The sequence below is a fragment of the Methylobacterium sp. JK268 genome (genome assembly GCF_054052225.1).
Genome location: NZ_JBSVZN010000002.1, coordinates 102,858 through 128,279, shown reverse-complemented (window position 1 = coordinate 128,279; position 25,422 = coordinate 102,858). Strand labels below are relative to the sequence as shown.

At 70.9% G+C, this 25,422-nt stretch carries 25 protein-coding genes; 10 read left to right on the top strand and 15 right to left on the bottom strand.

Annotated elements, in window-relative coordinates; genetic code table 11:
- The first annotated feature begins 43 nt into the window (after positions 1 to 43).
- Entirely contained in the window at positions 44 to 1,183 is a 1,140-nt protein-coding gene (locus ACW9J6_RS02525; RefSeq protein ID WP_457114856.1) for an aldo/keto reductase, read from the top strand.
- A gap of 186 nt (positions 1,184 to 1,369) precedes the next feature.
- Here the strand turns inward: ACW9J6_RS02525 and ACW9J6_RS02520 are convergent, their stop codons facing one another.
- The 9 genes from ACW9J6_RS02520 to ndk form a co-directional block, all read right to left on the bottom strand.
- Positions 1,370 to 1,783, bottom strand: a complete 414-nt coding sequence (locus ACW9J6_RS02520; protein ID WP_457114855.1) for a hypothetical protein — start codon at positions 1,781 to 1,783, stop codon at positions 1,370 to 1,372.
- A 77-nt stretch (positions 1,784 to 1,860) separates the two neighbouring features.
- Positions 1,861 to 5,604: a methionine synthase gene (gene metH, locus ACW9J6_RS02515; RefSeq protein ID WP_457114854.1), complete on the bottom strand. Its 3,744-nt coding sequence runs from the start codon at positions 5,602 to 5,604 to the stop codon at positions 1,861 to 1,863.
- A gap of 55 nt (positions 5,605 to 5,659) precedes the next feature.
- Positions 5,660 to 5,890 (bottom strand): hypothetical protein, encoded by a 231-nt coding sequence (locus ACW9J6_RS02510; protein ID WP_457114853.1) that lies wholly within the window; start codon positions 5,888 to 5,890, stop codon positions 5,660 to 5,662.
- Positions 5,887 to 6,807, bottom strand: coding sequence for a methylenetetrahydrofolate reductase [NAD(P)H] (gene metF / locus ACW9J6_RS02505; RefSeq protein ID WP_457114852.1), 921 nt, complete (start codon positions 6,805 to 6,807; stop codon positions 5,887 to 5,889). Before metF ends, ACW9J6_RS02510 begins: the two co-directional genes overlap by 4 nt.
- Positions 6,808 to 6,895: 88 nt before the next feature.
- Complete coding sequence (locus tag ACW9J6_RS02500; RefSeq protein WP_457114851.1) at positions 6,896 to 7,870, bottom strand: ArsR/SmtB family transcription factor; 975 nt, start codon at positions 7,868 to 7,870, stop codon at positions 6,896 to 6,898.
- A 169-nt stretch (positions 7,871 to 8,039) separates the two neighbouring features.
- On the bottom strand, positions 8,040 to 8,396 hold the full coding sequence (locus ACW9J6_RS02495; RefSeq protein ID WP_457114850.1) for a hypothetical protein: 357 nt from the start codon (positions 8,394 to 8,396) through the stop codon (positions 8,040 to 8,042).
- Between the two features lie 96 nt (positions 8,397 to 8,492).
- Positions 8,493 to 8,678: a hypothetical protein gene (locus ACW9J6_RS02490; RefSeq protein ID WP_457114849.1), complete on the bottom strand. Its 186-nt coding sequence runs from the start codon at positions 8,676 to 8,678 to the stop codon at positions 8,493 to 8,495.
- Positions 8,679 to 8,748: 70 nt separating this feature from the next.
- Complete coding sequence (locus tag ACW9J6_RS02485; RefSeq protein ID WP_457114848.1) at positions 8,749 to 10,893, bottom strand: molybdopterin oxidoreductase family protein; 2,145 nt, start codon at positions 10,891 to 10,893, stop codon at positions 8,749 to 8,751.
- 34 nt (positions 10,894 to 10,927) lie between these two features.
- A complete protein-coding gene (gene ndk / locus ACW9J6_RS02480; RefSeq protein WP_457114847.1) occupies positions 10,928 to 11,350 on the bottom strand; it encodes a nucleoside-diphosphate kinase in 423 nt (140 codons plus the stop codon).
- 271 nt (positions 11,351 to 11,621) lie between these two features.
- On the opposite strand from ndk, the gene ACW9J6_RS02475 reads away from it, so the two are divergent.
- A complete protein-coding gene (locus tag ACW9J6_RS02475; RefSeq protein WP_457114846.1) occupies positions 11,622 to 12,128 on the top strand; it encodes a DUF2147 domain-containing protein in 507 nt (168 codons plus the stop codon).
- A 15-nt stretch (positions 12,129 to 12,143) separates the two neighbouring features.
- Here the strand turns inward: ACW9J6_RS02475 and ACW9J6_RS02470 are convergent, their stop codons facing one another.
- A complete protein-coding gene (locus tag ACW9J6_RS02470; protein ID WP_457114845.1) occupies positions 12,144 to 12,812 on the bottom strand; it encodes a glutathione S-transferase family protein in 669 nt (222 codons plus the stop codon).
- A 248-nt stretch (positions 12,813 to 13,060) separates the two neighbouring features.
- On the opposite strand from ACW9J6_RS02470, the gene ACW9J6_RS02465 reads away from it, so the two are divergent.
- Entirely contained in the window at positions 13,061 to 13,321 is a 261-nt protein-coding gene (locus ACW9J6_RS02465; protein ID WP_457114844.1) for a hypothetical protein, read from the top strand.
- 6 nt (positions 13,322 to 13,327) lie between these two features.
- Here the strand turns inward: ACW9J6_RS02465 and ACW9J6_RS02460 are convergent, their stop codons facing one another.
- Complete coding sequence (locus tag ACW9J6_RS02460) at positions 13,328 to 13,786, bottom strand: N-acetyltransferase family protein (protein WP_457114843.1); 459 nt, start codon at positions 13,784 to 13,786, stop codon at positions 13,328 to 13,330.
- A gap of 102 nt (positions 13,787 to 13,888) precedes the next feature.
- On the opposite strand from ACW9J6_RS02460, the gene ACW9J6_RS02455 reads away from it, so the two are divergent.
- Positions 13,889 to 14,305 (top strand): DUF4345 family protein, encoded by a 417-nt coding sequence (locus ACW9J6_RS02455; protein WP_457114842.1) that lies wholly within the window; start codon positions 13,889 to 13,891, stop codon positions 14,303 to 14,305.
- 2 nt (positions 14,306 to 14,307) lie between these two features.
- On the opposite strand, the gene ACW9J6_RS02450 is transcribed toward ACW9J6_RS02455, so the two are convergent.
- The 3 genes from ACW9J6_RS02450 to parE all read right to left on the bottom strand — a co-directional run bounded on the left by ACW9J6_RS02450 (position 14,308) and on the right by parE (position 18,594).
- A complete protein-coding gene (locus ACW9J6_RS02450; protein ID WP_457114841.1) occupies positions 14,308 to 14,715 on the bottom strand; it encodes a DUF2147 domain-containing protein in 408 nt (135 codons plus the stop codon).
- Between the two features lie 80 nt (positions 14,716 to 14,795).
- Complete coding sequence (locus tag ACW9J6_RS02445; protein WP_457114840.1) at positions 14,796 to 15,953, bottom strand: zinc-binding dehydrogenase; 1,158 nt, start codon at positions 15,951 to 15,953, stop codon at positions 14,796 to 14,798.
- Positions 15,954 to 16,536: 583 nt separating this feature from the next.
- Positions 16,537 to 18,594, bottom strand: a complete 2,058-nt coding sequence (gene parE / locus ACW9J6_RS02440; RefSeq protein WP_457114839.1) for a DNA topoisomerase IV subunit B — start codon at positions 18,592 to 18,594, stop codon at positions 16,537 to 16,539.
- Positions 18,595 to 18,853: 259 nt separating this feature from the next.
- Between parE and ACW9J6_RS02435 the strand changes: the two genes are divergently transcribed.
- Positions 18,854 to 19,042, top strand: coding sequence for a hypothetical protein (locus tag ACW9J6_RS02435; RefSeq protein WP_457114838.1), 189 nt, complete (start codon positions 18,854 to 18,856; stop codon positions 19,040 to 19,042).
- Positions 19,043 to 19,046: 4 nt separating this feature from the next.
- Here the strand turns inward: ACW9J6_RS02435 and topA are convergent, their stop codons facing one another.
- A complete protein-coding gene (topA, locus tag ACW9J6_RS02430) occupies positions 19,047 to 21,713 on the bottom strand; it encodes a type I DNA topoisomerase (protein WP_457114837.1) in 2,667 nt (888 codons plus the stop codon).
- A gap of 185 nt (positions 21,714 to 21,898) precedes the next feature.
- Between topA and ACW9J6_RS02425 the strand changes: the two genes are divergently transcribed.
- From ACW9J6_RS02425 to plsY, 5 genes are read left to right on the top strand one after another with little or no spacing between them, the layout of a single operon-like run.
- Positions 21,899 to 22,849: an aspartate carbamoyltransferase catalytic subunit gene (locus ACW9J6_RS02425; RefSeq protein WP_457114836.1), complete on the top strand. Its 951-nt coding sequence runs from the start codon at positions 21,899 to 21,901 to the stop codon at positions 22,847 to 22,849.
- Between the two features lies 1 nt (position 22,850).
- On the top strand, positions 22,851 to 23,057 hold the full coding sequence (locus tag ACW9J6_RS02420) for a type II toxin-antitoxin system HicA family toxin (RefSeq protein WP_457114835.1): 207 nt from the start codon (positions 22,851 to 22,853) through the stop codon (positions 23,055 to 23,057).
- Positions 23,058 to 23,068: 11 nt separating this feature from the next.
- Positions 23,069 to 23,452 (top strand): type II toxin-antitoxin system HicB family antitoxin, encoded by a 384-nt coding sequence (locus tag ACW9J6_RS02415; RefSeq protein WP_457114834.1) that lies wholly within the window; start codon positions 23,069 to 23,071, stop codon positions 23,450 to 23,452.
- Positions 23,453 to 23,501: 49 nt separating this feature from the next.
- A complete protein-coding gene (locus tag ACW9J6_RS02410) occupies positions 23,502 to 24,797 on the top strand; it encodes a dihydroorotase (RefSeq protein ID WP_457114833.1) in 1,296 nt (431 codons plus the stop codon).
- Complete coding sequence (plsY, locus tag ACW9J6_RS02405; protein WP_457114832.1) at positions 24,797 to 25,396, top strand: glycerol-3-phosphate 1-O-acyltransferase PlsY; 600 nt, start codon at positions 24,797 to 24,799, stop codon at positions 25,394 to 25,396. Before ACW9J6_RS02410 ends, plsY begins: the two co-directional genes overlap by 1 nt.
- Positions 25,397 to 25,422: the final 26 nt, after the last annotated feature.

The following is a 25,422-nucleotide window of genomic DNA, read 5'->3' as shown; positions in this document are numbered from 1 at the left end:
GGGCGCTGCGCTATCGCCGTGTCGGCATCGAGGATATGCAGCAATGGATCTCACGCATTACCGGTCACTCGGTCGCTCGGGTCTGGCCGTCAGCCCTCTGGCCCTCGGCACGATGACGTTCGGCACGGCCCGCTGGGGGATGAACGAGACCGGCAGCCGCGCCGTGTTCGACGCTTACGTGGGCCGGGGCGGCAACTTCATCGATACGGCGGACGTCTATGCGGGCGGCGAGAGCGAGGCGATGGTCGGCCGCTTCGTCGCCGAGCGCGCCTGCCGTGATCGGATGGTGCTCGCGACCAAGTCGGGCTTCGCCGCCGGCAAGGGGCCCCACAGAGGCGGCAACGGCGCCAAGCACGTCCGCGCGGCCCTCGACGGATCGCTGCGCCGTCTGCGGACAGACTTCGTCGACCTCTACTGGGTGCATGTCTGGGACGGCGTCACGCCGGCCGAGGAACTGCTGGAGACGATGGCCGGCCTCGTTCGTGCCGGCAAGATCCGCTACTGGGGCCTGTCGAACACGCCGGCCTGGTACGCGGCCAAGCTCGCGACGCTCGCCGCGATCCGGGGCCTGCCGGGGCCGATCGGGCTTCAGTACTTCTACTCGCTCGTCAGCCGGGAGGTGGAGGACGAGCACATCCCGCTCGCGGCCGAGTTCGGCCTCGGAATGGTGCCGTGGTCGCCGCTCGCCTACGGATTGCTGACCGGCAAGTACGACCGCGCCGCGGTCGAAGCAGGGCCGGCGCGCGGGCCCGGGGGTCTGCCGGCGGACGCAGCGGCCGCGGGCGAGGTCCGGCCGCCTGACGACAGACGGCTCGACGGCGCCAACCCATTCGGGGACACGCTGTTCTCGCCGCGGAACTGGGACATCGTCGATGCGGTGCGCCGCACCGCGCACGCGATCGGCCAGTCGCCCGCGCGCGTCGCGCTCGCCTGGGTCGTCGGCCGGCCGGGCGTGGCTTCGACGCTCATGGGCGTGAGCAGGCCGGAGCAGGTGGAGGACAACGTCGCCGCGCTCGATCTGGTCCTGTCAGCAGAGCACCGCTCCGACCTCGATGCCGCCAGTTCACCGGCCGAGCCGCGCCTGATCTACGGCCTCGGGCGTCGACCGTTTCGCGATCAGGTCGTTTTCGGCGGCGACGTCGTCTTGGGTTCGGATGAACTCGCCGTCCGGGCGGGTCGGTAAGACCCGATGCGAGGCCTAGCCGTTCGCACCTTCGGCCTGGCGCAGGCTCCGATCGGCTCATGCCTCGGTCCAGCCGGACAGCGCCCGCGCAGGCCTCGGTCGGGTTGAAACCTCGGGGCTGCTCCAGGTCCTTGTTTCTGCAGCCTCGCCTCCGCTGAACCGGGGACCACTTCAGCGGGAGATGCTCTAGCTGCGGCCCGGCAGGCGCAGCACCTTCGTCCCCGGCTTCTCGACCGGCTCGGCGCAGGTATAGGTGTACTCGGCCTTCTGCTCGTCGAAGGTGGCCTGGCCGGTGATGCGGCAGGTCTCGCGGCCGGTCTCGTCGAGATAGGTGCGGGCCGCCTCGTCGAAGCGGCGGCGGCGGGTCAGATCGGGGTCGGCGCCGTCGAGGCCGCAGCCCGCGTACTCGCGCAGACCGTTCGAGACGATCAGCATCTTGCGCACCTGGCGCTGGTCGTAGACCTCGTAGGGATCCTTGCAGCCGATCGTGACCACTTCCGGCTTCAGGCTCGCATAGGTGCGCGAGATGTAGCCGAACTCCACGCATCCCGCCGAGGCGAGGACCGCGAGGCTCGCGACGACCCACAGACCTGTCCGCATCGCGACCCTTCCCGGCTCACCGGCCTCGCCCGCAGCATTGAGCCGGGGCGGGGCCGGCGGTCAAGCTCTCCGGCGCCTCACTCCGCCGCCGCGAGGTGCCGCGCCGGATCGTAGTTGAGGATCGGGCCGAGCCAGCGCTCCACCTCGGCCACATCCATGCCCTTTCGGGAAGCGTAATCCTCGACCTGGTCGCGCTCGACCTTGGCGACGCCGAAATAGTGCGCGTCCGGATGCGCCAGGTAGAGCCCCGACACCGAGGAACCCGGCCACATGGCGTAGGATTCGGTGAGCTTCACCCCGATCCGCGGCTCGACCTGGAGCAGGTCGAACAGGGTGGCCTTCTCGGTGTGGTCGGGCTGGGCGGGGTAGCCCGGCGCCGGGCGGATGCCCTGGTACTCCTCCGAGACGAGGTCGGCGGGCGTGGTGCGCTCGTCGGCCGCGTAGGCCCAGAACTCCTTGCGCACCCGCTCGTGCATCCGCTCGGCGAAGGCCTCGGCGATGCGGTCGGCCAGGGCCTTGACCAGAATCGAGCGGTAATCGTCGTTCTGGCGCTCGAAGCGCTCGGCGATCCGAACCTCCTCCAGCCCGGCCGTGACCACGAAGCCGCCGACATAGTCGGGGATTCCGGACTCCGCCGGAGCCACGAAGTCGGACAGGCAGGTGTTCGGCCGTCCGTCCCGCTTCGAGAGCTGCTGGCGCAGGCCGTAGAAGGTCGCCAGCGCGTCGGTGCGGCTCTCGCCGGTGAACAGCCGGATGTCGTCGCCCACGGCGTTGGCCGGCCAGAAGCCGATCACCGCCTTCGGGTTGAACCAGCGCTCCTCGACGATGCGGGCGAGCATCGCCTGCGCGTCGTCGAACAGGGCGCGGGCCGCCGGCCCCTGCACCGGGTCATCCAGGAGGGCCGGGTAGCGGCCCTTGAACTCGTAGGTCTGCAGGAAGGGCGTCCAGTCGATGTAGGGGACGAGTTCCGCCACGTCGTAGGACCGGAACACGCGGGTCCCCGTGAAGGTCGGCTTCACCGGCCGGTAGGCGGTGAAATCGGCCTTGAACGGGTTGGCGCGGGCCTTGGCCAGCGGCAGGCGCTGCTTGTCGGCCTCGGCGCGGGCATGGGCGTCGGCAACGCGCTTGTACTCCGCCCGCACGCCCTCGATCGTGGTCACGCGGGTCTCGGGCGAGAGCAGGCTCGACACCACGCCGACCGCGCGGCTGGCATCCGTCACGTAGACCGCCTGCCCGCGCTCATAGGCCGGGTGGATCTTCACGGCCGTGTGGACCCGGCTCGTCGTGGCGCCGCCGATCAGGAGCGGAACGTCGAAGCCCTCGCGCTCCATCTCGGAGGCGACGTGCACCATCTCGTCGAGGGAGGGCGTGATCAGGCCCGACAGGCCGACGATGTCCACGTTCTCCTTGCGGGCGGTGTCGAGGATCTTGGCCGCCGGCACCATCACGCCGAGATCGATGATCTCGTAGTTGTTGCAGGCGAGCACGACGCCGACGATGTTCTTGCCGATGTCGTGGACATCGCCCTTGACGGTGGCCATCAGCACCTTGCCGGCGGCCTGCCGGCCGGTGCCGCCGGTCCGCCGCTTCTCCTCCTCCATGAAGGGCATCAGGTAGGCGACGGCCTGCTTCATCACGCGGGCGGACTTGACCACCTGGGGCAGGAACATCTTGCCCGACCCGAACAGGTCGCCGACGACGTTCATGCCAGCCATCAGCGGTCCCTCGATCACGTCGAGGGGCCGGGTGGCGGAGAGGCGCGCCTCCTCGGTATCGGCCTCGATGTACTCGGTGATGCCGTTGACCAGCGCGTGCTCCAGCCGCTTGCCGACCGGCGCCTCGCGCCACGCGAGGTCGGCCGCGCGCACCTGGGCGCCGCCGCCCTTGAACTTCGCCGCCTGGTCGAGGAGGCGCTCGGTGGCGTCGGGGCGCCGGTTGAGGACCACGTCCTCGCAGAGTTCGCGCAGCTCCGCGTCGAGCTCGTCGTAGACCGCGAGCTGGCCCGCATTGACGATGCCCATGTCCATGCCGGCCCGGATGGCGTGGTACAGGAACACCGCGTGCATCGCCTCGCGCACCGGCTCGTTGCCGCGGAAGGCGAAGGACAGGTTCGACACGCCGCCCGAGATGTGGGCGTGCGGCAGGGTCTCGCGGATCTGCCGCGTCGCCTCGATGAAGGCGACGCCGTAGCCGTCATGCTCCTCGATGCCGGTGGCGACCGCGAAGATGTTCGGGTCGAAGACGATGTCCTCGGGCGGGAAGCCGACCTGCTCGGTGAGGATCCGGTAGGCGCGGGTGCAGATCGCGACCTTGCGCTCCAGCGTGTCGGCCTGGCCCTGCTCGTCGAAGGCCATCACCACCACGGCGGCACCGTAGGAGCGGCAGATGCGGGCCTCGTGCAGGAACTTCTCCTCGCCCTCCTTGAGCGAGATCGAGTTCACGATCGGCTTGCCCTGGATGCATTTCAGGCCGGCCTCGATCACCGAGAACTTCGAGGAATCGACCATCACCGGCACGCGCGCGATGTCGGGCTCGGCCGCCACGAGGTTCAGGAACTCGACCATGGCGGCGCCGGAATCGAGCAGGCCCTCGTCCATGTTCACGTCGATGATCTGGGCGCCCGCAGCGACCTGGTCGCGGGCAACGTCGAGGGCGGCCGCGTAGTCGCCGTTGGTGACGAGCTTGCGGAACTTGGCCGAGCCGGTGACGTTCGTGCGCTCGCCGACGTTCACGAAGGGAATCTCCTTCGCGAGCGTGAAGGGTTCGAGGCCCGAGAGCCGCATCAGGCGGGGCACCTCCGGCACGCGGCGCGGCGCCTTGCCGGCCACGGCCTCGGCGATGGCGCGGATGTGGTCCGGCGTCGTGCCGCAGCAGCCGCCGACCATGTTGACGAGGCCGCTCCCGGCGAACTCGCCGACGAGCGCCCCCATCGCCTCCGGGCTCTCGTCGTAGAGGCCGAACTCGTTCGGCAGGCCGGCATTCGGATAGGCGCAGACCAGCGTGTCGCAGACGCGGGACAGCTCGCTGATGTGCGCGCGCATCTCGCGGGCGCCGAGCGCGCAGTTGAGGCCGAAGGTCAGCGGCTCGGCGTGGCGGAGCGAGTGCCAGAACGCGGTCGGGGTCTGGCCAGAGAGCGTGCGGCCCGACAGGTCGGTGATGGTGCCCGAGATCATGATGGGCAGCCGCACGCCCATCTCGCCGAAGACCTGCCACGTCGCCGCGACGGCCGCCTTGGCGTTGAGCGTGTCGAAGACCGTCTCGATCAGGACGAGGTCGGAGCCGCCCTCGATCAGGCCCCGCACCTGCTCGGCATAGGCCTCGCGGACCTGGTCGAAGGTCACGGCCCGGAAGCCCGGATTGTTCACGTCCGGCGAGATCGAGAGGGTGCGGTTCGTCGGCCCGACCGCGCCCGCCACGAAGCGGCGCAGCCCGTCGCGGCTTTCGGCCTCCACCGCCGCCTCGCGGGCGAGCCGGGCACCCTCACGGTTCAGTTCGCGGACGATGGCCTCCATGCCGTAATCGGCCTGGGCGATCGCGGTGCCCGAGAAGGTGTTGGTCTCGACCACGTCCGCCCCGGCCAGGAAGTAGTCGAGGTGGATCTGCCGCACCGCCTCGGGCTGGGTCAGGATCAGGAGGTCGTTGTTGCCCTTCTGGTCGTGGGCGTGGTCCATGAACCGCTTGCCGCGGAAATCCGCCTCGCCGAGCTTCAGGCGCTGGATCATGGTCCCCATCGCCCCGTCGAGGACGAGGATCTTCTCCGCCGCGCGCTTGCGGAGCGTGGCGAGGATGTCGGCGCCGTCGGCGGGGCGGAGGTCGGTCATCGGGTGCCTGTCTGGGTCGCGGCCAGGGACTGGGCCATGTTGGGAGGGTTGGAGGTCACGCACGCGTCTCGAGGGCGGCGAGCCGGGTCTCGATGGCTGTCAGCCGCTTCTCGACCTGCGCGATGGCGTACCGGCCGAGCACGGCCTCACCGGCGAGGAAGGCCTGCACGTCGCCGATCGAGCCGATCGCGTCCCGTCGGCGGTCGGCGAGGCGGGCCTCGAACGACCGCCGCATCGCCGCGACCTCGCGCAGGATCGCCGCCGGGTCGACCGTCTCGTGGGTCACGCCGCCACCTTCTCCGCGACCGACGTGCCGGGAATGGCGCGCAGGCCGAGCAGGTGGCAGATCGCGTAGACGAGGTCCGCGCGGTTCATCGTGTAGAAGTGGAAGTCGGTGATGCCGCGGTCAACGAGGTCCAGCACCTGCTCGGCCGCCACCGCCGCCGCCACCAGCTTGCGGGTGCCGACGTCGTCCTCCAGACCCTCGAAACGGGCCGCCAGCCAGTCCGGCACCGAGGCGCCGGTGCGCTTGGCGAAGCTCGCCGCCTGCTTGAAGTTCTGCACGGGCAGGATGCCCGGGATGATCGGGATGTCGATGCCGCGGGACTGCACCCGGTCGAGGTAGCGGAAGAACAGGTCGTTATCGAAGAAGAACTGGGTGATGGCGCGGTCGGCGCCGTTGTCGACCTTGGCCTTCAGGGCGTCGATGTCGGCGTCGAGGGACGGCGCCTCCGGGTGGCGCTCCGGATAGGCCGAGACCGAGACCTGGAAGTCGCCGATCCGCTTGATGCCGGCCACGAGGTCGCAGGAGCGGGCGTAGCCGCCGGGATGCGGGCGATAGGCGGTGCCGACGCCCTCGGCCGGGTCGCCGCGCAGGGCCACGATGTGGCGCACGCCCGCGTCCCAGTAGGCGCGCACGACGTCGTCGACCTCGGCCTTCGTGGCATCCACGCAGGTGAGGTGGGCCGCGGGCTTGAGGCTCGTCTCGCGCACGAGGCGCGCGACGGTGTTGTGGGTGCGCTCACGGGTCGAGCCGCCGGCCCCGTAGGTCACGGAGACGAAGTTCGGCTGCAGCGGCGCGAGGCGCTCGATCGAGGACCAGAGCGTCTGCTCCATCTCGGCCGTCTTCGGCGGGAAGAACTCGAAGGAGACCCGGATCGGACGGCGGCTCTCGCGGCTGGGGCGGAAGGCGGTGGAAGCCATCGGGGACCTCGGTTCTTGTCTCAGGCTGACGGGAGGACGCACACCGTGTCGCGCACGGGCGGCGGGGGCTTGGGGCATCCGGCGCGCATCAGGCCACCTCGCGGGCGAGCGCCCGGTTGTGGGCGAGCCAGAGCGTCACGGTGAGGCGGTGACCCGCCTCGCTGCTCGGGGGCAGTTCGCGGACCTCGACGTCGTCGAGGTTCGATTCCATCAGCCAGCCCGCGACCTGCTCGGGTGCGAAGCCGAGGCGGCGGTGGGCCTGCGACTCGCGCAGGAATTCCAGGTCGTGCGGCGCGAAGTCCACCACCAGCAGCCGCCCGCCCGGCGCCACGAGGCGGCCCGCCTCGCGCAGCGCCCGGGCCGGATCGTCGAGGTAGTGCAGCACCTGGTGGATCAGCACGAGGTCGAAGCTCGCGCGGCCGAAGGGCGGCGCGTGGATGTCGCCCTGGCGGAGATCCACCCGGGACAGGCCCTGGCGCTCGAGATTGGCGCGTGCCACCGACAGCATGGCGTGGTTGGCGTCGAGCCCGGTGGCGCGCGCCGCCCGCGGCGCCAGCAGCCCGAGCATCCGCCCGGTGCCGGTGCCGAGATCGACGAGGCTCCCGATCGGCCCGGGGCCGAGCGCGTCGAGCACCGCCGCCTCCACGGTGGCCTCCGGCACGTGGAGCGAGCGCACCCTGTCCCATTGCGGCGCGAGCCGCGCGAAGAAGCTCTGCGCGGCCTCCGCGCGCTGCGCCCGCACGGCGTCGAGCCGCGCCCGATCCTCCGACAGGGGCGGCGCGGTCCTGTCGAGGGCCGCCGCCAGCGGCTCGACCAGGGCCGAGACGCCCTCGACCAGCCGGAAGAACGCCCAGGCCCCCTCGCGGTGACGCTCGACCAGCCCCGCCTCGACCATCAGCTTCAGGTGGCGGGAGATGCGCGGCTGGGATTGGCCGAGGATGTCCGTGAGGTCGGAGACCGACAATTCCCCCTCGCGCAGCAGCACGATGATGCGCAGCCGCGTCTCCTCGGCCGCCGCGCGCAGCACGCTCAGGGCCTCGGCGAAGGGGACCGGGTGTCTCATCAGGGGGCGGCGCTCCGCTCGGTTTCAAACATAAAGATATCTTTATGTCCGCCGAGACCCGGAGGCAAGCGGAGATTCCGATGCGTGGCCCCGAAACGCGAGACCCCTCGCCCGCGGTGACGGGCGAGGGGTCCGGATCAGTCTTGGAGGATGGTGGGAGCGCCGGTCGTCAGATCGGGCGCGGCAGCTTGCAGCTGTCGAGGGCGCTGAGCGCCTTGGACCGGGCGCTGTCGTTGAAGTAGCCGGTGGTCCGGTAGGCCTCGATCTCGGAGGCGTCGAGGGACCGCAGGGTGGTTCGGGCGTAGCAGCCGCAGGGCCGCTCGAGGGCCGTCTCGGCCGCGTTCTGGAGCCGGGCCTGGACCACCGCGCAGGCATTGCGCACGCGGCTCTCGAGCTCGGTCTTGGGCGCGGTGCGCAGGGCCGGGTCGGGCTGGTAGGCTTCGAGGGGAGCGGAGGAGCCGCCCGCCAGGGCGGTCGAGGCGCCGAGGGCCAGGAGGCCGGCGGCGAGGGCGATGCGAAGGCGCATGGGTCGTGATCCGGTGAACAAGCTCGACCGTTGGACTCCGAATCAACGCTGCGTCGCAAGAGCGGGCGGGCCACACCCGCCGTGAAAAGATCCCGCTCAGCGGGGCGTCCGCCGCCCGCGCCGGAGGGCCGCCCCCGCCGCGATCAAGAGGGGCGCCAGGGCCAGCAGCGCGGCGAGGGCCTGCAGGAGCGGTCCGGCCGTGCCGGGCGCGACGCCCGGTCCCTGCGAGGCCAGGGCCGGCGGCACGGGGAGAAGCAGGGCAACGAGGCCGAACCAGCGCATCGGTCACCCTCCGGTCGGGGAGCGAGGGGATCCCTTCAAGGTGGTCGTCACCCCGATGCGCGGGCAGGCGTCATGGAGCCACAGGGGCGACCGGGTTGGTCGGGGCGACCGGGTCGACCGCGGCGATCGGGTCGATCGCCACGCGGATGTCGTGGAAGGCGGCGCCGCCGAACGGGGCCGGCGCATCGGCGCCGGTGAGCGTGTTGATGCCGCGCCCATCCGGGAAGGCGTCGTTGGGCCAGATCGATTCCGCGATGAGCACGCCGCGCCTCACGCCCGGAAACAGCGTCGCCCGCAGCGTCACCGCCCCGAGCGCGTTCGAGAGCCGCACCCAGGTCGCCTCCCCGATCCCGCGCGGGGCCGCGTCGTCGGGGTGGATCATCACGGTCGGGTGCCGCTCCTTCGCCCGCGAGGTCGGCGTCTCGTTGAAGGTCGAGTTGAGGAAGTTGCGGGCCGGGCTGGTGGCGAGCCGGAACGGATGCCGCTCCGTCGCGCTCAAGAGCGGCGCCTCCCAATGGTCGGGAAGGGCTGGCAGACGATCGGCGGGGCCGCGCGGCCCGTCATTCGCCAGCGGCACGGCGGCCCAGTCGGGCCGGAAGTGGAACTTGCCGTCCGGGTGGCCGAACCCGTCGATGTAATGCGCGCGGGCGAAGGGCGGCTGCACGTCGAGGATGCCGCCAGCCGCCTCCAGCGCCGCGAGCGTGCCGCGGCCCGAGGCGCGCAGGGTCGCGTCGATGATCTCGCGCGGGCTCATGGCGAAGCCCGGATGCGCGGCGCCGAGCCGTTCGGCGAGTCCCGTCAGCACGTCGTGGTTCGAGCGGCAGCCCGCGGGGGCGTCGATCAGCTTCGGCCCGAGCTGGAGGTGCTGGTGGCCGCCGCTCGTGTAGAGGTCGTCGTGCTCCAGGAACATGGTCGCGGGCAGCACGATGTCCGCCATCCGCGCGGTCTCGGTCATGAACTGCTCGTGCACGCAGACGAAGAGGTCGTCGCGGGAGAAGCCGCGCTTGACCGCCTCCTGCTCGGGGGCGACCGAGACCGGATTGGTGTTCTGGATCAGCATCGCGGTCACGGGCGGGCCGGAGCGGAGGGCCTCCGCGTCGCCGCACAGGACCCGCCCGATTTGCGACTGGTCGAGCATGCGCACCTTCCGGTCGCGCGCGTCGAGCCCCTCGATCAGGCGCTTGTCGAGGCCGTAGATGCCGCTGTTCGAGTGGAAGGCGCCGCCGCCCGGATGTTGCCACGCCCCCGTCACCGCCGGGATGCACAAAGCCGCGTGCATGTTCGCGGCGCCGTTGCGGCTGCGCGCGAAGCCGTAGCCGAGGCGGAAGAAGCTGCGCTTGGTGGTGCCCACGAGCCGGGCGAAGGCCTCGATCTCGGCCACCGAGAGACCGGTGATCGCCGCCGCCCAATCCGGGTCGCGGGAGCGCAGGTGCGCCTCCAGCTCGTCCGGGCAATCCGTGTAGCGGGCGAGGTAGTCGCGGTCCGCGAGGCCGTCGCGAAACAGCACGTGCATGACCGCGCAGGCCAGCGCCCCGTCAGTGCCGGGGCGCAGCAGGAGCGGCATGTCCGCCTGCCGCATCGTCGCATTGTCGTAGATGTCGACCGCCACGACCTTCGCGCCGCGGGCCTTCCGGGCCGCCTGGACGTGGGTCATGACATTGACCTGCGTGTGCACCGGGTTGGTGCCCCAGATCACCACGCAGTCGCTCTCCGCCATCTCGCGCGGATCGCTCCCGGCGAGGCGGCCGGTGCCGGCGACGTAGCCGGCCCAGGCCAGCGTCGTGCAGATGGTCGAGTACTGGCCCGAATAGCCCATGGCGTGCCGGAGCCGGTTGATGCCGTCGCGCATCACCAGCCCCATCGTGCCCGCGTAATAATAGGGCCAGACCGCCTCCGCCCCATGGGCGGCCTCGGCCTTGAGAAAGGCCTCGGCTGTGCGGTCGAGGGCCTCGTCCCAGGAGATCGGCGCGAATTGCCCCGATCCTTTCGGCCCGGTCCGCACCAGCGGTTGCGTCAGCCGGTCCGGGTGGTGGATCCGCTCGGCGTAGCGGGCGACCTTCGCGCAGACGACGCCCGCCGTGTAGCTCTGCCGGGTGGATCCCCGCACACGGCCGATCGCCGAACCGTCGATCACCTCGACGTCGAGGGCGCAGACCGAAGGGCAATCGTGCGGACAGGTCGAGGTCCGCCGTTCGATCCGAGCCTGCGCCGTCACCGGTTATCCTCCGTCCCCCGAGTCGGGGTGGAGATTACCCGACGATGTCCTTCTCGTCGAAGAACTGCGCGATCTCGATCTTCGCGTTCTCGGCGCTGTCGGAGCCGTGCACCGAGTTCTCGCCGACCGAGAGGGCGAACTTCTTGCGGATGGTGCCCTCGGCCGCCTGGGCCGGGTTCGTAGCACCCATCACCTCGCGGTACTTGGCGACGGCGTTCTCGCCCTCCAGGACCTGCACGACCACGGGGCCGGAGGTCATGAAGGAGACGAGCTCGCCGTAGAACGGCCGCTCCGCGTGGACCTCGTAGAACGTCTTGGCCTGGGCCTCCGTCATGCGGATGCGGCGCTGGGCAACGATGCGCAGGCCCGCCTCCTCGATGACCGCGTTGATCGCGCCGGTGAGGTTCCGGGCGGTGGCGTCCGGCTTCAGGATGGAGAAGGTGCGCTCGCTGGCCATGGGGGATCCGTCGGAGAAAAGCTTTGCGCGACGGCCGGATGCCGCCCGCGGCGCCGGGCTTATAGCGGCGGGCCGACTCGCCCTCAAGCCGCGGGCCGTCCGCGTTGCTGCGCCTCGGCCGCAACGCGGCCGAAAAATCGCCAGAAACGCAGCGTTTTTAGAGGGCACCGCGGCCTTTCGGCCACGCTTGGCGCGCCGCAGCGCCAAGTCTCGTCACGACGATCCGCCGCGCCGGGCGCAGTCCCGCGGCGGAGCCAAGGGAGATTCGCACATGCGTATCGGTCGAACCCCCGCACTGACCGCGTTCCTCGTCCTCGCAGGCAGCGCCGCGCAGGCCGCTGCCGATCCGGCCGGCACCTGGCTCACCGGCGACGGGCGGGCGAAGATCAGGATCGAGCATTGCGGCCCGAACGGTGCCCATGCCTGCGGCACGGTCGTGTGGCTGAAGATGCCGCTCAACGACCAGGGTCAGCCGCGCACCGACATCAAGAATCCCGATCCGAAGAAGCGCAGCCGGCCGGTGATCGGTCTGCAGCTCATGGACGGCCTCAAGCCCGGCGAGGACGGCTATTCGGGCCAGATCTACAACGCCGAGGAGGGCAAGTTCTACGAGGTGACGCTCAACCGCGAGAGCGCGAGCGAACTGTCGGTCTCCGGGTGCCTGCTCAAGGTGCTGTGCGGGTCCCAGACCTGGACCAGGGCCCCCGACGAGGTCGCCCAGGTGGCCCCGGCGGCCCGTCCGACCAAGCCCGCCCCGGTGCGGAATGTGACGCCCTGAGGCGCGAGCGGCCCGTCAGGCGAGCGCGGCGGCGGGCTCCGGCTCGACCCGGAGCTTGAAGCCGCGCAGCACCGCGGGGCGGGCCTTCATCGCGTCGAGCCAGCGGCCGACATGCGGGAAATCCGCGATGTCCTGGCCCTGGCGCTCCCACAGCTTGGCCCAGGTCACGATGGCGATGTCGGCGATGGTGAACTCCTCCCCGGCCACGTAAGGGGTCCGGGCGAGCTGCGCGTCGAGGACGCCGTAGAGCCGCGTCGCCTCCCCGGTGTAGCGCTCGATCGCGTAGGGGATCTTCTCCGGCGCGTAGATGCGGAAATGGTGGGTCTGGCCGAGGGCCGGGCCGAAATTCGACGCCTGCCAGAACAGCCAGATGTCCACCGCGATCCGCGCCCGCTCGTCGGTCGGGTAGAAGCATCCGGTCTTGCGGCCGAGATACTGCAGGATCGCGTTCGACTCGTAGACCGTGATCGGGGCGCCGCCCGGCCCGTCCGGATCGACGATCACCGGGATCTTGCCGTTCGGCGCCACGGCGAGGAACTCGGGGGCGCGCTGCGCGCCCTTGCCGATGTTCACCGGGATCATGCGGTACGGCAGCCCGCATTCCTCGAGCATGATCGAGGCCTTCCAGCCGTTCGGCGTCGTCCAGTAGTAGAGGTCGATCGGCGGAGTCGTGACGGCCGGCATGAAGACGGTCCCCTCCCACGGGCGTGGATCGGATCTCTCGCGGGCGAGCTTAAGCAGAGAGGCCCGGCGCCTGTGAAGCGAAAACGTCGCACGGCCGGTTCGGGCTGCGGCGAAAATGTGACGCAAAGGTCTTTTTCGTCGGCCCGGGGGAGCGGGGATCGGGTCGGCGCTTGCGGGCGTGGCCGGCTGTGGCAGTGATCATGGCCACGCCTGCCCCAGCGTCATCGGGGCGAACGGAGGTTCCCCCGATGGTCTCCCGCCTCGTCGCCGCCTCGCTCTCGGTCCTCCTCCTCGCGACCGCGCTCCCCGCCGCCGCGCAGGACAAGCCGGCGTCCCCGCCCAAGGAGAAGAAGGAGCCGACCGCGAGCGGCCTCGCGGCCCGCGAGCGCCAGAAGAAGTGCGGCACCGAGTGGCGCGCCCTCTCCGCCGCCGAGAAGACGGCGCAGGGGCCGAAATGGCCGCAATATTTCAGCAAGTGCGTGAAGCGCCTGAAGGAGCAGCGGGCCTGAGCGGCCTCACAGCGCCTTGCGGAATCCCTCGTGGCTACGGGCGTAGCCGAGCCGCTCGTAGAATCGGTGGGCGTCCGTCCGGCGCTTGCTCGACGTGAGGGCGAGGGAGGCCGCGCCCGCGCGGCGGGCGAGGCGCTCCGCCTCCTCCACCATCCGGGCGCCGATCCCGAGGGAGCGCTGGTCGGATCGCACCTGCACGCTCTCCAGCACCGCCGACCGGGCGCCCCGGGAGGTGATCCCCTGCCGGATGCTGAGTTGGAACGTGCCGATCACCGCCCCGTCCCGGACCGCCACGTAGAGGTCCGTCGCGGGATCGGCGGCGATCGCCGCGAAGGCCGCCGCGTAGCCCGCGATCGTCTCCGGCGTCCAGGCATCGCCGTGTCCGCCGAGCGCGTCCGCCTCGTGCAGGCGCACGATCGCCTCGAGATCCTCGGGTGCCGCGGTGCGGATCGTGAGCGTGTCCATGGCGTTCCTCCGCGGGGTCCGGCCGGCGTCATCGCATGGCCGCGTGAAACCGCGAAGGTCGTCGTGGATTGTGCGGTCTGAACGGACCGGCGGAGACGACGTATGGATCGGGAACGGCGCCTGTTGCAGCGCGTGGTGGCGCTCGCCGCCCTGGTTCCAGTGGCGGGCGGCCTCTACGGGGTGCTGTTCGGCGCCGCCGGGATCGGCGGTGCCGCGGTGGCGGTCTCGGTCGACAGCCACTTCCGTTACCTATCGGGGCTGCTCCTCGGCATCGGCCTGCTGTTCTGGTGGACGGTGCCGGGGATCGAGACGAAGGGGCAGCTCTTCCGCTTTCTCACGCTCGTCGTCGTGTTGGGCGGGCTCGGCCGCCTGCTCGGCCTGTGGCTGACCGGTGTGCCCTCCGCCGTGATGCTGGCGGCGCTGGGCATGGAACTCGTGGTGACGCCGCTGCTCTGCCTGTGGCAGCTGCGGGTCGCGAACCTCGCCCGCGACCGCCGCGCGACGCTGCCGGAGGTCTGAGGTCAGTTCACCCGCGACCAGATCTGGCGCTTGCAGAACAGGCCGCCGAGCACGCAGCCCGAGAGTTCGAGGGAATCGCGGCCCTTCATGGCGAGCTTGCCCGTATAGGTCTTCCCGTCCCGGAAATTGTAGAGGGAGCCCTCCCAGCCCTCCTGGGTCGGGTGCATGTCGCTGGTGAGCGCCACCCCGACGATGCTGCGCTCGCGCAGCGCCGGATCGGGGTTGTGCACGTCCTTGGCCTCGCCCTTGAGCACCTTCGCCACCGTGCCGCAATAGCCCTGGCCGCAGCGGGCGAAGCGGATCTGGGCGTCGCCGCCCGCCGTCAGCCACGTGCCGGCCGGATCGGCCTTCGTCTGGGCGAGGACGGGCATCGTCAGCGCCAGCAGCGCGATGGTTGCGCGAAACACCACTCTCGTCTCCTCCTCCATCCCGCGGGCCGCCCCTTCTCGGGGCGACCCGGCCGCATGATGCTGGCATTGCTGCCGATACATCAGGCCACGAGTTCGGGGAACGGGATGATGGTGGACTTCACCGTCCTCATCGCCATCGCGTCCGCGACGGCCGAGGCGACGCCCTCCTGCGTGAACGGGTAGAGGGTCTGCATCTCGAGCCAGGGATACTTGTCCCGGGCCCGGTAGAGCATGTCGACGCCGAGCGGCAGGTCGTTGCCGGTGAAGGCCCAGGAGCCCAGCACGTTCAGGTCCTTGGCGCAGATCCGGTGCCAGGAGGTCTGGATGGAGCCCGCATCCGTGAACTGACCCATCTCCACGTAGGTGCCGCCGTCGCGCAGGAACTCGATGCCCTCCGGTCCGGCCGTCGGATGGCCGGAGCAATCCATCACGAGGTCGGCCCCGAAGCCGCCCACGATCTCGCGCACCCGGGCGATGCGGGCCTCGGGCGTGGTGACCTCGGTGATGTCGACCGTGGCCTCGGCGCCGAAGCGGCGGGCGAGCGCGAGGCGCGGCTCCTCGGGCGCGCCGACGCAGATCACCCGCCCGGCCCCCATTTCCTGCGCGGCCGCGACCGCCAGGATGCCGATCGGTCCCGAGCCCTGGATCACCACGGTGTCGCCCCAGCGGAACCCGCCCGCCCGGGTGGCGCGGTTGAAGGCCCGGATGCAGGAGGTCAGCGGCTCGGACAGCGCCCCCAGCCGCAGGTTCATGTCGTCGGGGAGCTTGTAGACCTTGGTGCCGGGCAGCATGTCGAGGTCGACGTAGACGTACTCGGCCCAGCCGCCCCACAGGTGCGGCGCCTTGTCGAAGCCGAGATAGCGCCCGTAATAGACCGGCGTCAGGCACTTGTTGGCCTGCTCCGGATAATGAACGCAGTAGTAGCAATGGCCGCAGGGCATCAGCGGCGGGATCATCACCTTGGAGCCGACCTGAAGCGGCTTCTCCATGAAGTCGGCGGTGAACTCCTCGCCCTTCTCGACGATGACGCCGCCGATCTCGTGGCCCAGCGTGAAGGGCCAGGGCAGGGGTTTGGGCCAGTGGCCCTTCAGGATGTGCTGGTCGGTGCCGCAGACGCCGCAGGCGCCGATCTTGATCAGCGCGGCCTTGCGCGGCACGGCGGGCCACGGAACCGTGCGGATCTCCGGGCTCGCGCCCGGCCCCGCGAAAGTCGCGACCCGGATCTCGGGCTTGTTCATCGGCGTCTCCTCCAGTCGACGCGGACGGGTCGAGCCGTCCGTCGGCGGAGTGTAGCAGCCGATCGGCGGCCGAATCTCCCTTGACCTTCCGGGGTGACGAGATCACGCTCGCGTTGCTTCGGGCCGTTCTGAGCGGTCAGATCCCGCCGGGCGGCAGGCCGATCCGAGGACGCGGAGGGAGGCATGACGCCACCCACGAGGCGAGCCGCGACGATCGCGCCGGATGGTGTCCGGTCCGGCGCGTAGCGACCACACGCGGATGACGGGTGGAAGCGGCGCCCCGGGCCCGAGCCCACGGCTTCGCGCGCGCGGCTCACGACAGGGATGCCCATCTTCGCCGCTTCCGCTTTGAATGTAGCGCCTGCGCCCGCCGATGACGGCGCGGGATCCCCTCTCCCGTGCGGGAGAGGGGTAGGGGTGAGGGTCCCGGACCTTTCCGCAATCTGTCTGAAGCGGCAGTGCTTACGGCGGGAAGGTCCAGTCTTCTTGCTGAACCACCTGGACCCTCACCCCTGCCCCTCTCCCGCACGGGAGAGGGGTTCCGGCGCTAAAACCGCCGAAGTCCCGGACGTTCTTAACGTTTTCAAATATCCAGCTCCGCCTCGTCCGCGAAGGCCGCGCGCTCGGAGATGAAGGCGAAGCGGGCCTCGGGCTTGTTGCCCATCAGCCGCTCCACCGCGTCGCCCGTCGCCTCGCGCGCCTCGTCCAGGACCGCGACGCGCAGCAGCGTGCGCTTGGTCGGGTCCATCGTCGTCTCCTTGAGCTGGCCCGGCATCATCTCGCCCAGGCCCTTGAAGCGCCCGATCTCGACCTTGCCGTTCTTGAACACGCTCTTGATCAGCTGCTCCTTGTGGCGGTCGTCGCGGGCGTAAGCGATCTTGGCGCCCTGGCTCAGCCGATAGAGCGGCGGCACTGCCAGGTAGAGGTGCCCGCGCTCGATCAGCCGCGGCATTTGCCGGTAGAAGAAGGTGATCAGCAGCGAGGCGATGTGGGCGCCGTCCACGTCGGCATCCGTCATGATGATGACCTTCTCGTAGCGAAGGTCGTCCTCGCGGTAATGGGCGCCCGTGCCCGCGCCGAGGGCCTGCGTCAGATCGGACAGGAGCTGGTTCGCCCCGAGCTTGTCGCGGCTCGCCGAGGCGACGTTCAGGATCTTGCCGCGCAGGGGCAGCACCGCCTGCGTGGCGCGGTCGCGCGCCTGCTTGGCCGATCCGCCCGCCGAATCGCCCTCGACGATGAAGATCTCGGAGCCCGCCGCCCCCGCCTTCGAGCAATCGGCGAGCTTGCCGGGCAGCCGCAGCTTGCGGGTCGCGGTCTTGCGGGCGACCTCCTTCTCCTGGCGGCGGCGCAGGCGCTCCTCGGCCCGGTCGATGACCCAGTCGAGGAGTTTGTTCGCCTGGCTCGGCGAGGCCGCGAGCCAGTGGTCGAAGGCGTCGCGCACCGCCGCCTCGACGATGCGGGAGGCTTCGAGCGTGGCGAGCTTGTCCTTGGTCTGGCCCTGGAATTCCGGCTCGCGGATGAAGACCGACAGCATCGCCGCGCAGGTCGCCATCACGTCGTCGGTCGTCACCGCCTGCATGCGCTTGACCTGGCCGACGCGCTCGGCGTGGTCGCGCAGGCCCCGCAGCAGCGCCACGCGCAGCCCGCTCTCATGCGTGCCGCCCTCGGGCGTCGGCACCGTGTTGCAGTAGGAGGAGGAGAAGCCGTCGTCGTTGGCGAGCCACGCCACCGCCCATTCCAGCGAGCCGTGGCTGCCGGGCTTGGTGATCTTGCCCGTGAACAGCGCGTCGGTGACGAGCTCCTTGCCGTCGATCTCCCGCGCCAGGTAGTCCTTGAGGCCCGCCGGGAAGCGGTGCACCGCCTCGGCCGGGACGTTCTCGACGCCCTCGAGCAGCGCGGGCGCGCAGCGCCAACGGATCTCGACGCCGCCGAACAGGTAGGCCTTCGAGCGTGCCATCTTGAACAGGCGCCGCGGATCGAAGGCGAGCGCCCCGAAGATCTGCGGGTCGGGATGGAAGCGCACCCGCGTGCCGCGCCGGTTCTGCACCCGCCCGACCTGCTCGACGCCGCCCTGCGGCGCGCCCCGCGAGAAGGTCTGGCGGTACAGGGTCTGGTTGCGGGCGACCTCGACCTCCAGCAGGTCGGACAGCGCGTTCACCACCGAGACGCCCACGCCGTGCAGGCCGCCCGAGGTCTCGTAGACCTTCGAGTCGAACTTGCCGCCCGCGTGCAGGGTGGTCATGATCACTTCGAGGGCCGACTTGCCCGGGAATTTCGGATGCGGGTCGACCGGGATGCCGCGGCCGTTATCGGTCACGGTGAGGATCCCGCCCTCCTCCAGTTCCACCTCGATGAAGCTGGCGTGGCCCGCCACCGCCTCGTCCATGGAATTGTCGATCACCTCCGCGAAGAGGTGGTGCAGGGCCTTCTCGTCGGTGCCGCCGATATACATGCCGGGCCGGCGCCGCACCGGCTCCAGACCCTCCAGCACCTCGATGGTGGAGGCGTCGTAGCCGGCCTCCGCCGCCTGCGCAGCGGATTGCGGCACGGCCACGGGCTTCGGGCGACGCGCCGCGGCATCGGACTCGGCGGGCGCCGGCTTGGCGCCCGGGCCGAACAGGTCGCGCGCGGGGTCGCTCACGCGACGGCTCCGCGACGGGGGGACGGCTCTGGCAGCATTGGCACTCATCCTCTCCCTATACCGGAACAAACCGGAAACAGAAAGGGTCCAAACACGGGTTGGCGGCGAGGCGGGGGCGCGCGGCACGTCCCCACCCCGGGGCGGCTTGGTAAACGGTTACCCTTAAGATTGCTTCAACCCTGTTCTCCCGGCGGGAACAAAGAGAGTTTCAACGCGTTACGGCCACGCTGACCCCATCCGACCCGAGGAGGTCCCCCCGATGACGGCCGCCACCCGCCACGCGCGTCACACCGCCCTCGCGCGCGCCGAGCGCGCCGCCGGCCATGCCTTCGGTTGCCTCGACGAGGCCGCCATGGCGACCCACGCCTCCGTCTCCCGCGTCGCCGCGACGGCGACGGGGGCCGCCGTGGCGGTGGTCTTCGCCGCCACCCTGGCCTGGGCGTTCTGAGCCGCTACTCGGCCGCCGCGGCTTTCTTGCGCGCGGGCGCCTTCTTGGTCGCGGCCTTCTTCGCCGCCGGCTTGGCCGCCGCCTCGGTCTTCCGCACGGTGCGCGCGCGCCCGGCCGGCTTCTTCTTGCTCCCCCCGCCCGCCTCGCGCCGCGCCGCGATCAGACGCAGGCCCTCCTCCAGCGTCAGCGCGTCCTTGTCCGCGCCTTTCGGAAGCGTGGCGTTGACCTCGCCGTCCGTCACGTAGGGGCCGTATCGCCCCGCCTTCACGGTCACGGCCCGGCCCTCGGGATCGTTGCCGATGACGCGGCCCGGATCGGCCGCCGGCCGGCCCCCGCCCTGCTCCTTGGCGACGATGAGGTCGATCGCGCGGTTGGCGCCGATCTCCAGGAGGTCATCGTCCTTGCCGAGATTGGCGTAGGTCTTCCCGTGCTGCACGTAGGGCCCGAAGCGGCCGAGATTGGCGAGGATCGGCTCGCCGGTCTCGGGGTGGCGGGCGACCTCGCGGGGAAGCGCCAGGAGCTTCAGCGCGATCTCCAGCGTCACGTCCGAGGGGCTGAGCCCCTTCGGCAGCGAGGAGCGCTTGGGCTTCTCGGCGTCCTTCTCGGCCGAGGCCTCGCCGCGCTGCACGAAGGGGCCGAAGCGTCCGTCGCGCAGGGTCACGGGCAGGCCCGTCGCCGGATCCTCGCCCAGCACCCGCACCCCCGGCTGGCCGCCCTCGCCGGAACTCCCCTCCCCGTCCCCGTCGATGCTCGAAGCGGCGAGCTGGCGCGTGTACTTGCACTCGGGGTAGTTCGAGCAGCCCACGAAGGCGCCGAACTTGCCGAGCTTTAGCGACAGCGTCCCGCTCCCGCAGGTCGGGCAGGCCCGCGGATTCGCCCCGCCCGGGCGAGGCGGGAAGATGTGCGGCCCGAGGAGCTGGTTCAGCGCCTCCAGCACCTCGGCGGTGCGCAGCTCCTTGGTCCCGGCGATCGCCGCCGAGAAGTCGCGCCAGAAATCGCGCAGCACCTCGCGCCAGTCGATCTCGGCGTTGGAGATCCGGTCGAGCTGCTCCTCGAGGTCGGCCGTGAAGTCGTACTCGACGTAGCGGCGGAAGAAGCTCTCCAGGAAGCCGGTGACCAGCCGGCCCTTGTCCTCCGGCACCAGCCGCTTCTTGTCGATCTTGACGTATTCGCGATCGCGCAGCACCTGCAGCACAGCGGCGTAGGTAGAGGGCCGGCCGATGCCGAGTTCCTCCATCCGCTTGACGAGGCTCGCCTCGGAGTAGCGCGGCGGCGGCTCGGTGAAGTGCTGGGTCGCCGCGATGCGCTCGCGCCGCAGGGGATCGCCCGCCGCCATCGGGGGCAGGCGCCGGCTCTCCTCGTCCTCCTCGTCGTCCTTCCCCTCTTGGTAGAGGGTGAGGAAACCGTCGAACTTCACCACCTGCCCGGTCGCCCGGAGGTCGATCCGGCGGGGGCCGACCTGGGCGGCGATGTCGACGGTGGTGCGCTCCAGCTCCGCCGATTCCATCTGGCTCGCGATGGTGCGGGTCCAGATCAGCTCGTAGAGCTTGGCCTGCTCGGGCTCCAGGAAGCGGACGACGTCCTTCGGCAGCCGGCCGAGATCGGTCGGGCGCACGGCCTCGTGGGCCTCCTGGGCGTTCTTGGCCTTCACGCTGTAGCGGCGCGGCGCGCCGGGCAGGTAGGCATCCCCGAACTCGGCGCCGATGACCCGGCGGGCGTCGGCGATGGCCTCGGGCGCCATGTCGACGCCGTCGGTCCGCATGTAGGTGATGAGGCCGACCGTCTCGCCGCCGATCTCGACGCCCTCGTAGAGCCGCTGCGCGATGCGCATGGTCTGGGCCGGGGCGAGGCCGAGCTTGCGCGAGGCCTCCTGCTGCAGGGTCGAGGTGGTGAAGGGCGGCTGCGGGTGGCGCTTGGCGGGCTTGGCCTCGACGGAAGCGACCGCGAAGGTGGCGAGTTCGAGGTCGCGCCGGAAGGCCTCCGCCTCCTCGGCGGTGCCGACGTCGAGCCGCTGGATGCGCTTGCCGTCCGCGCCCACGAGCCGCGCCTCGAAGACCGCGCCCTTGGCGGTGGCGAGGGTCGCGACCAGGGACCAGTACTCGCGGGGCCGGAACGCCTCGATCTCCGCCTCGCGGTCGCAGACGAGCCGGAGCGCCACCGACTGCACCCGGCCCGCCGAGCGGGCGCCCGGGAGCTTGCGCCACAGCACCGGCGACAGGTTGAAGCCCACGAGGTAGTCGAGCGCCCGCCGCGCCAGGTAGGCATCGACCAGCGCCTGGTCGATCTGGCGCGGATTCGCCATCGCGGTCTGGACGGCGTCCTTGGTGATGGCGTTGAAGGTGACGCGCTCGACCGCCACGTCCTTGAGCACGCGCTTGGCCTGCAGCGCCTCCAGCACGTGCCAGGAGATCGCCTCTCCCTCGCGATCCGGGTCGGTGGCGAGGATGAGCCGCTCGGCGCCCTTCACGGCGCGGGCGATGTCGGCGACGCGCTTCGCCCCGCGATCCTCCAGCTCCCAGAGCATCTTGAAGTCCTGCTCGGGATCGACGGATCCGTCCTTGGCGGGCAGGTCGCGCACGTGCCCGAACGACGCCAGAACCTCGTAGTCGCGTCCGAGATACTTGTTGATCGTCTTGGCCTTGGCCGGCGACTCGACGACGACGACTTTCATGAACGGCTTGCCTCTTCCCAAGCAGACCGCTGCGGTCTTTCTCGATGTGGCGGACGCGCGGCGCTTGCGGGAGGCGCCTCGGGCCCGAGAAGTGGGTGAACGGGGGCCGCTTGTCAAATGGCGGGACGGCGGCGCCGGCTCGGCTTGCGGCCCCCCCGGCCTCCTCCTATAGCCTCTGGCCCAGCATGAGCACGCAGCCGACCCGCCCGGGCTTCCCGCACCGTCACCTGCTCGGCATCGAGGGCCTCAGCCCCCTCGACATCGTCGCGCTCCTCGACCGCGCCGACGAGGCGGTGGAGATCAGCCGGCAGGTCGAGAAGAAGCGCACCACTCTGCGCGGCCGCACCCAGATCAACCTGTTCTTCGAGCCATCGACGCGCACCCAATCCTCCTTCGAGCTCGCCGGCAAGCGGCTGGGCGCCGACGTGATGAACATGTCGGTCGCCTCCTCGTCCGTGAAGAAGGGCGAGACGCTGATCGACACCGCCGCGACTCTCAATGCCATGCGGCCGGACATCATCGTGGTGCGCCACCACCAGGCCGGGGCGGTGCACCTCCTCGCGCGCAAGGTCGATTGCGCGGTGGTGAACGCGGGCGACGGCGCCCACGAGCACCCGACCCAGGCGCTTCTCGACGCGCTGACCATCCGCCGCAACAAGGGGCGGATCGAGGGGCTGACGGTGGCGATCTGCGGCGACGTCCTGCATTCGCGGGTGGCGCGCTCGAACATCATCCTGCTGCAGGCGCTCGGCGCCCGGGTGCGGGTGATCGGCCCCTCGACGCTGCTGCCGCCGGGGATCGGGCGGATGGGCGTGGAGGTGTTCACGGACATGCGCCGGGGGCTCGCGGGCGCCGACATCGTCATGATGCTGCGCCTGCAGCGCGAGCGCATGAACGGCTCCTTCGTCCCGTCGGTGAAGGAGTATTTCCGGTACTTCGGCCTCGACGGCGACAAGCTCTCCGTCGCCGAGCCCGACGCGCTGGTGATGCATCCCGGGCCGATGAACCGCGGCGTCGAGATCTCCTCCGAGGTGGCGGACGGGGCGCAGTCGCTGATCAAGGAGCAGGTAGAGATGGGCGTGGCGGTGCGCATGGCGGTGCTGGAGGCGCTGGCGACGCACCTGCCGAACGCTTGACATGCCGCCGCGGGATTTCGAGCTTGATCTCCAGACGATCCGACGGCGGCTGGAGCGAGAGGGTTGGCAGATCGCCAAGGCTGCGGGGCGGCACGACGTCTACAAGCATCCCGTGAAGCCGGGCCACATTCCGGTCTCGCGTGGACGCGGCGAGATCCCCGTCGGAACGGCCCGCAGCATCGCCCGAGCCGCCGGGTGGATCAGGTGAGGAGCCAGGTGATGGTCCGCTATATCGGCATTCTGGAGAAGGAGCCCGGCACGCTGTGGGGTCTCTGGTTCCCCGATCTCGTGGGCTGCACCACGGCGGCCGACACCGCCGAAGCGGCCTTGGAACAGGCGCCGGAAGCCCTCCGGTTGTGGCTCGAGGGTCTGGTCGAGGATGACCGGGATCCCCCCGCCGCCCGGAGCCTCGATGTGTTGCGGGACGATCCGGAGGTGGCCGAAGCTCTGTCCGCGGGCCACGCGGCCGTCGTGGTCTCGGTCGCGGAAGAGTCTCTCCTGGACGAAGCCGCCCTCACGGCGATCGACAGCGCGGCCGCCCGGCGCGGGCTGTCGCGCCAGCGCTTCATCCGCGAAGCGCTCCTGGAAAAGGCGACAACCTGACCCCTCTCCGCTGCGCTCGATCCCGGATGATACCGGTCCACAGGACTTCATGACCGCACGCCTTCTCACCAACGCCCGCCTCCTCGACCCCGCCAGCGGCCGCGAAGGGCTCGGCGCCGTCCTGATCCGCGACGGCCTCGTCGCCGACGTCCATTGGGGCGCCGCCCCGCCCGCGCCGGAGGGTGCCGAGGTGATCGATGGCGGCGGCCACGTCCTGGCGCCGGGCCTCACGGACCTGCGCGCCTTCGTGGGCGAGCCGGGCGCGGAACACCGCGAGACGCTCGCCACCGCCAGCGCAGCGGCGGCGGCGGGCGGCGTCACCACCCTCGTCTGCATGCCGGACACCAACCCGGTGATCGACGAGCCGGCCATCGTGGACTTCGTCCTGCGCCGGGCGCGCGACACCGCGAGCGTCAACGTCCTGCCGGCGGCCGCGATCACCAAGCACCTCGCGGGCCGCGAGATGACCGAGTTCGGTCTCCTCACCGAGGCCGGCGCGGTCGCCTTCACGGACGGGCTGCGGGCGGTCACCAACGCCCAGGTGATGCGCCGCGCCCTCACCTACGCCCGCGATTTCGGCGCGCTGCTGATGCAGCATGTCGAGGAGCCCGACCTCGTCGGCGACGGGGTGATGAACGAGGGCGAGATGGCCTCCCGCCTCGGCCTGCACGGCATCCCGCGCGAGGCGGAAACCATCCTGCTGGAGCGGGATCTCCGCCTCGTGCGCCTGACCAAGGCCCGCTACCACGCGGCCATGATCTCCTGCGCCGATTCGGTCGAGATCGTGCGGCGGGCCAAGGAGGCCGGGCTGCCGGTCACCTGCGGGGTGTCGATCAACAACCTCGTCCTCAACGAGAACGACATCGGCCACTACCGCACCTTCTGCAAGCTCTCGCCGCCGCTCCGGACCGAGGAGGACAGGCTCGCGATGGTGGCGGCCCTCGCGGAGGGGATCGTCGACGTGGTGGTCTCCGACCACAACCCGCAGGACGTGGAGACGAAGCGCCTGCCTTTCGCGGAGGCGGCCGACGGGGCGCTCGGGATCGAGACCCTGCTCGCCGCGGCGCTGCGCCTCGTCCACGCGGGCGAGGTGCCGCTCGCCCGCCTGATCGACGCCCTCTCGGGCGCCCCGGCGCGGCTCCTCGGCCGCGCGGGCGGCCGCCTGGAGAAGGGGGCGCCGGCCGACCTCGTCCTGTTCGATCCCGACGAGCCCTACGTGCTCGACAAGCGCCTGCTGAAGTCGCGCTCGAAGAACTCGCCCTTCGACGAGGCGCGGCTGCAGGGCCGGGCCCTGCTCACGCTCGTGGGCGGCCGGACCGCCTTCCGGCACGAGGCCGGCCGTTGATGACGACGCCCCTCTGGCCGCTCCTCGCCGCCCTCACCCTCGGCTACCTCCTCGGCGCGATCCCCTTCGGGCTGATCCTCACCCGATTCGCCGGGCTCGGCGACGTGCGGGCGATCGGCTCGGGCAATATCGGCGCCACCAACGTCCTGCGCACCGGCCGCAAGGGTCTGGCCGCCGCGACGCTCCTCGGCGACGCGCTCAAGGGCACGGCCGCGGTGCTCATCGCCGCCCGCCTGCTCGGGCCGGAGGCGGCCCTCGCCGCCGGGCTCGGGGCCTTCCTGGGCCACCTGTTCCCGGTCTGGCTCGGCTTCAAGGGCGGCAAGGGTGTGGCGACCTTCATCGGCGTGCTGCTGGCCCTGGCCCCTCTCACGGTGCTGGCCTTCGCATTCGTCTGGCTCGGGCTCGCGTTCCTGCTGCGCTACTCCTCCGCCGCGGCGCTCGCGGCGAGCGCGGCGACCCCCCTCGTCCTCTGGGCGCAGGGCGAGAGCCGCCCCGCCCTGCTGTTCGTGGTGCTGACGCTCCTGCTATGGTGGAAGCACATGCCCAATATCCGGCGCCTGATGGCGGGGACCGAGGGGCGCATCGGACAGAAGGGCTGAGAGCGATCTCCCGGCCTTCCGCAGGG

Coding starts and splice junctions, on each gene's coding strand:
- ACW9J6_RS02465 (WP_457114844.1), top strand. CDS start 13,061: ATGGTCTCCCGCCTCGTCGCCGCCTCGCTCTCGGTCCTCCTCCTCGCG.
- ACW9J6_RS02475 (WP_457114846.1), top strand. CDS start 11,622: ATGCGTATCGGTCGAACCCCCGCACTGACCGCGTTCCTCGTCCTCGCA.
- topA (WP_457114837.1), bottom strand. CDS start 21,713: ATGAAAGTCGTCGTCGTCGAGTCGCCGGCCAAGGCCAAGACGATCAAC.
- ACW9J6_RS02460 (WP_457114843.1), bottom strand. CDS start 13,786: ATGGACACGCTCACGATCCGCACCGCGGCACCCGAGGATCTCGAGGCG.
- ACW9J6_RS02490 (WP_457114849.1), bottom strand. CDS start 8,678: ATGCGCTGGTTCGGCCTCGTTGCCCTGCTTCTCCCCGTGCCGCCGGCC.
- ACW9J6_RS02470 (WP_457114845.1), bottom strand. CDS start 12,812: ATGCCGGCCGTCACGACTCCGCCGATCGACCTCTACTACTGGACGACG.
- ACW9J6_RS02455 (WP_457114842.1), top strand. CDS start 13,889: ATGGATCGGGAACGGCGCCTGTTGCAGCGCGTGGTGGCGCTCGCCGCC.
- metH (WP_457114854.1), bottom strand. CDS start 5,604: ATGACCGACCTCCGCCCCGCCGACGGCGCCGACATCCTCGCCACGCTC.
- ACW9J6_RS02415 (WP_457114834.1), top strand. CDS start 23,069: ATGGTCCGCTATATCGGCATTCTGGAGAAGGAGCCCGGCACGCTGTGG.
- ACW9J6_RS02435 (WP_457114838.1), top strand. CDS start 18,854: ATGACGGCCGCCACCCGCCACGCGCGTCACACCGCCCTCGCGCGCGCC.
- plsY (WP_457114832.1), top strand. CDS start 24,797: ATGACGACGCCCCTCTGGCCGCTCCTCGCCGCCCTCACCCTCGGCTAC.
- ACW9J6_RS02520 (WP_457114855.1), bottom strand. CDS start 1,783: ATGCGGACAGGTCTGTGGGTCGTCGCGAGCCTCGCGGTCCTCGCCTCG.
- ACW9J6_RS02525 (WP_457114856.1), top strand. CDS start 44: ATGGATCTCACGCATTACCGGTCACTCGGTCGCTCGGGTCTGGCCGTC.
- ACW9J6_RS02495 (WP_457114850.1), bottom strand. CDS start 8,396: ATGCGCCTTCGCATCGCCCTCGCCGCCGGCCTCCTGGCCCTCGGCGCC.
- ndk (WP_457114847.1), bottom strand. CDS start 11,350: ATGGCCAGCGAGCGCACCTTCTCCATCCTGAAGCCGGACGCCACCGCC.
- ACW9J6_RS02425 (WP_457114836.1), top strand. CDS start 21,899: ATGAGCACGCAGCCGACCCGCCCGGGCTTCCCGCACCGTCACCTGCTC.
- metF (WP_457114852.1), bottom strand. CDS start 6,807: ATGGCTTCCACCGCCTTCCGCCCCAGCCGCGAGAGCCGCCGTCCGATC.
- ACW9J6_RS02500 (WP_457114851.1), bottom strand. CDS start 7,870: ATGAGACACCCGGTCCCCTTCGCCGAGGCCCTGAGCGTGCTGCGCGCG.
- ACW9J6_RS02445 (WP_457114840.1), bottom strand. CDS start 15,953: ATGAACAAGCCCGAGATCCGGGTCGCGACTTTCGCGGGGCCGGGCGCG.
- ACW9J6_RS02410 (WP_457114833.1), top strand. CDS start 23,502: ATGACCGCACGCCTTCTCACCAACGCCCGCCTCCTCGACCCCGCCAGC.
- ACW9J6_RS02420 (WP_457114835.1), top strand. CDS start 22,851: ATGCCGCCGCGGGATTTCGAGCTTGATCTCCAGACGATCCGACGGCGG.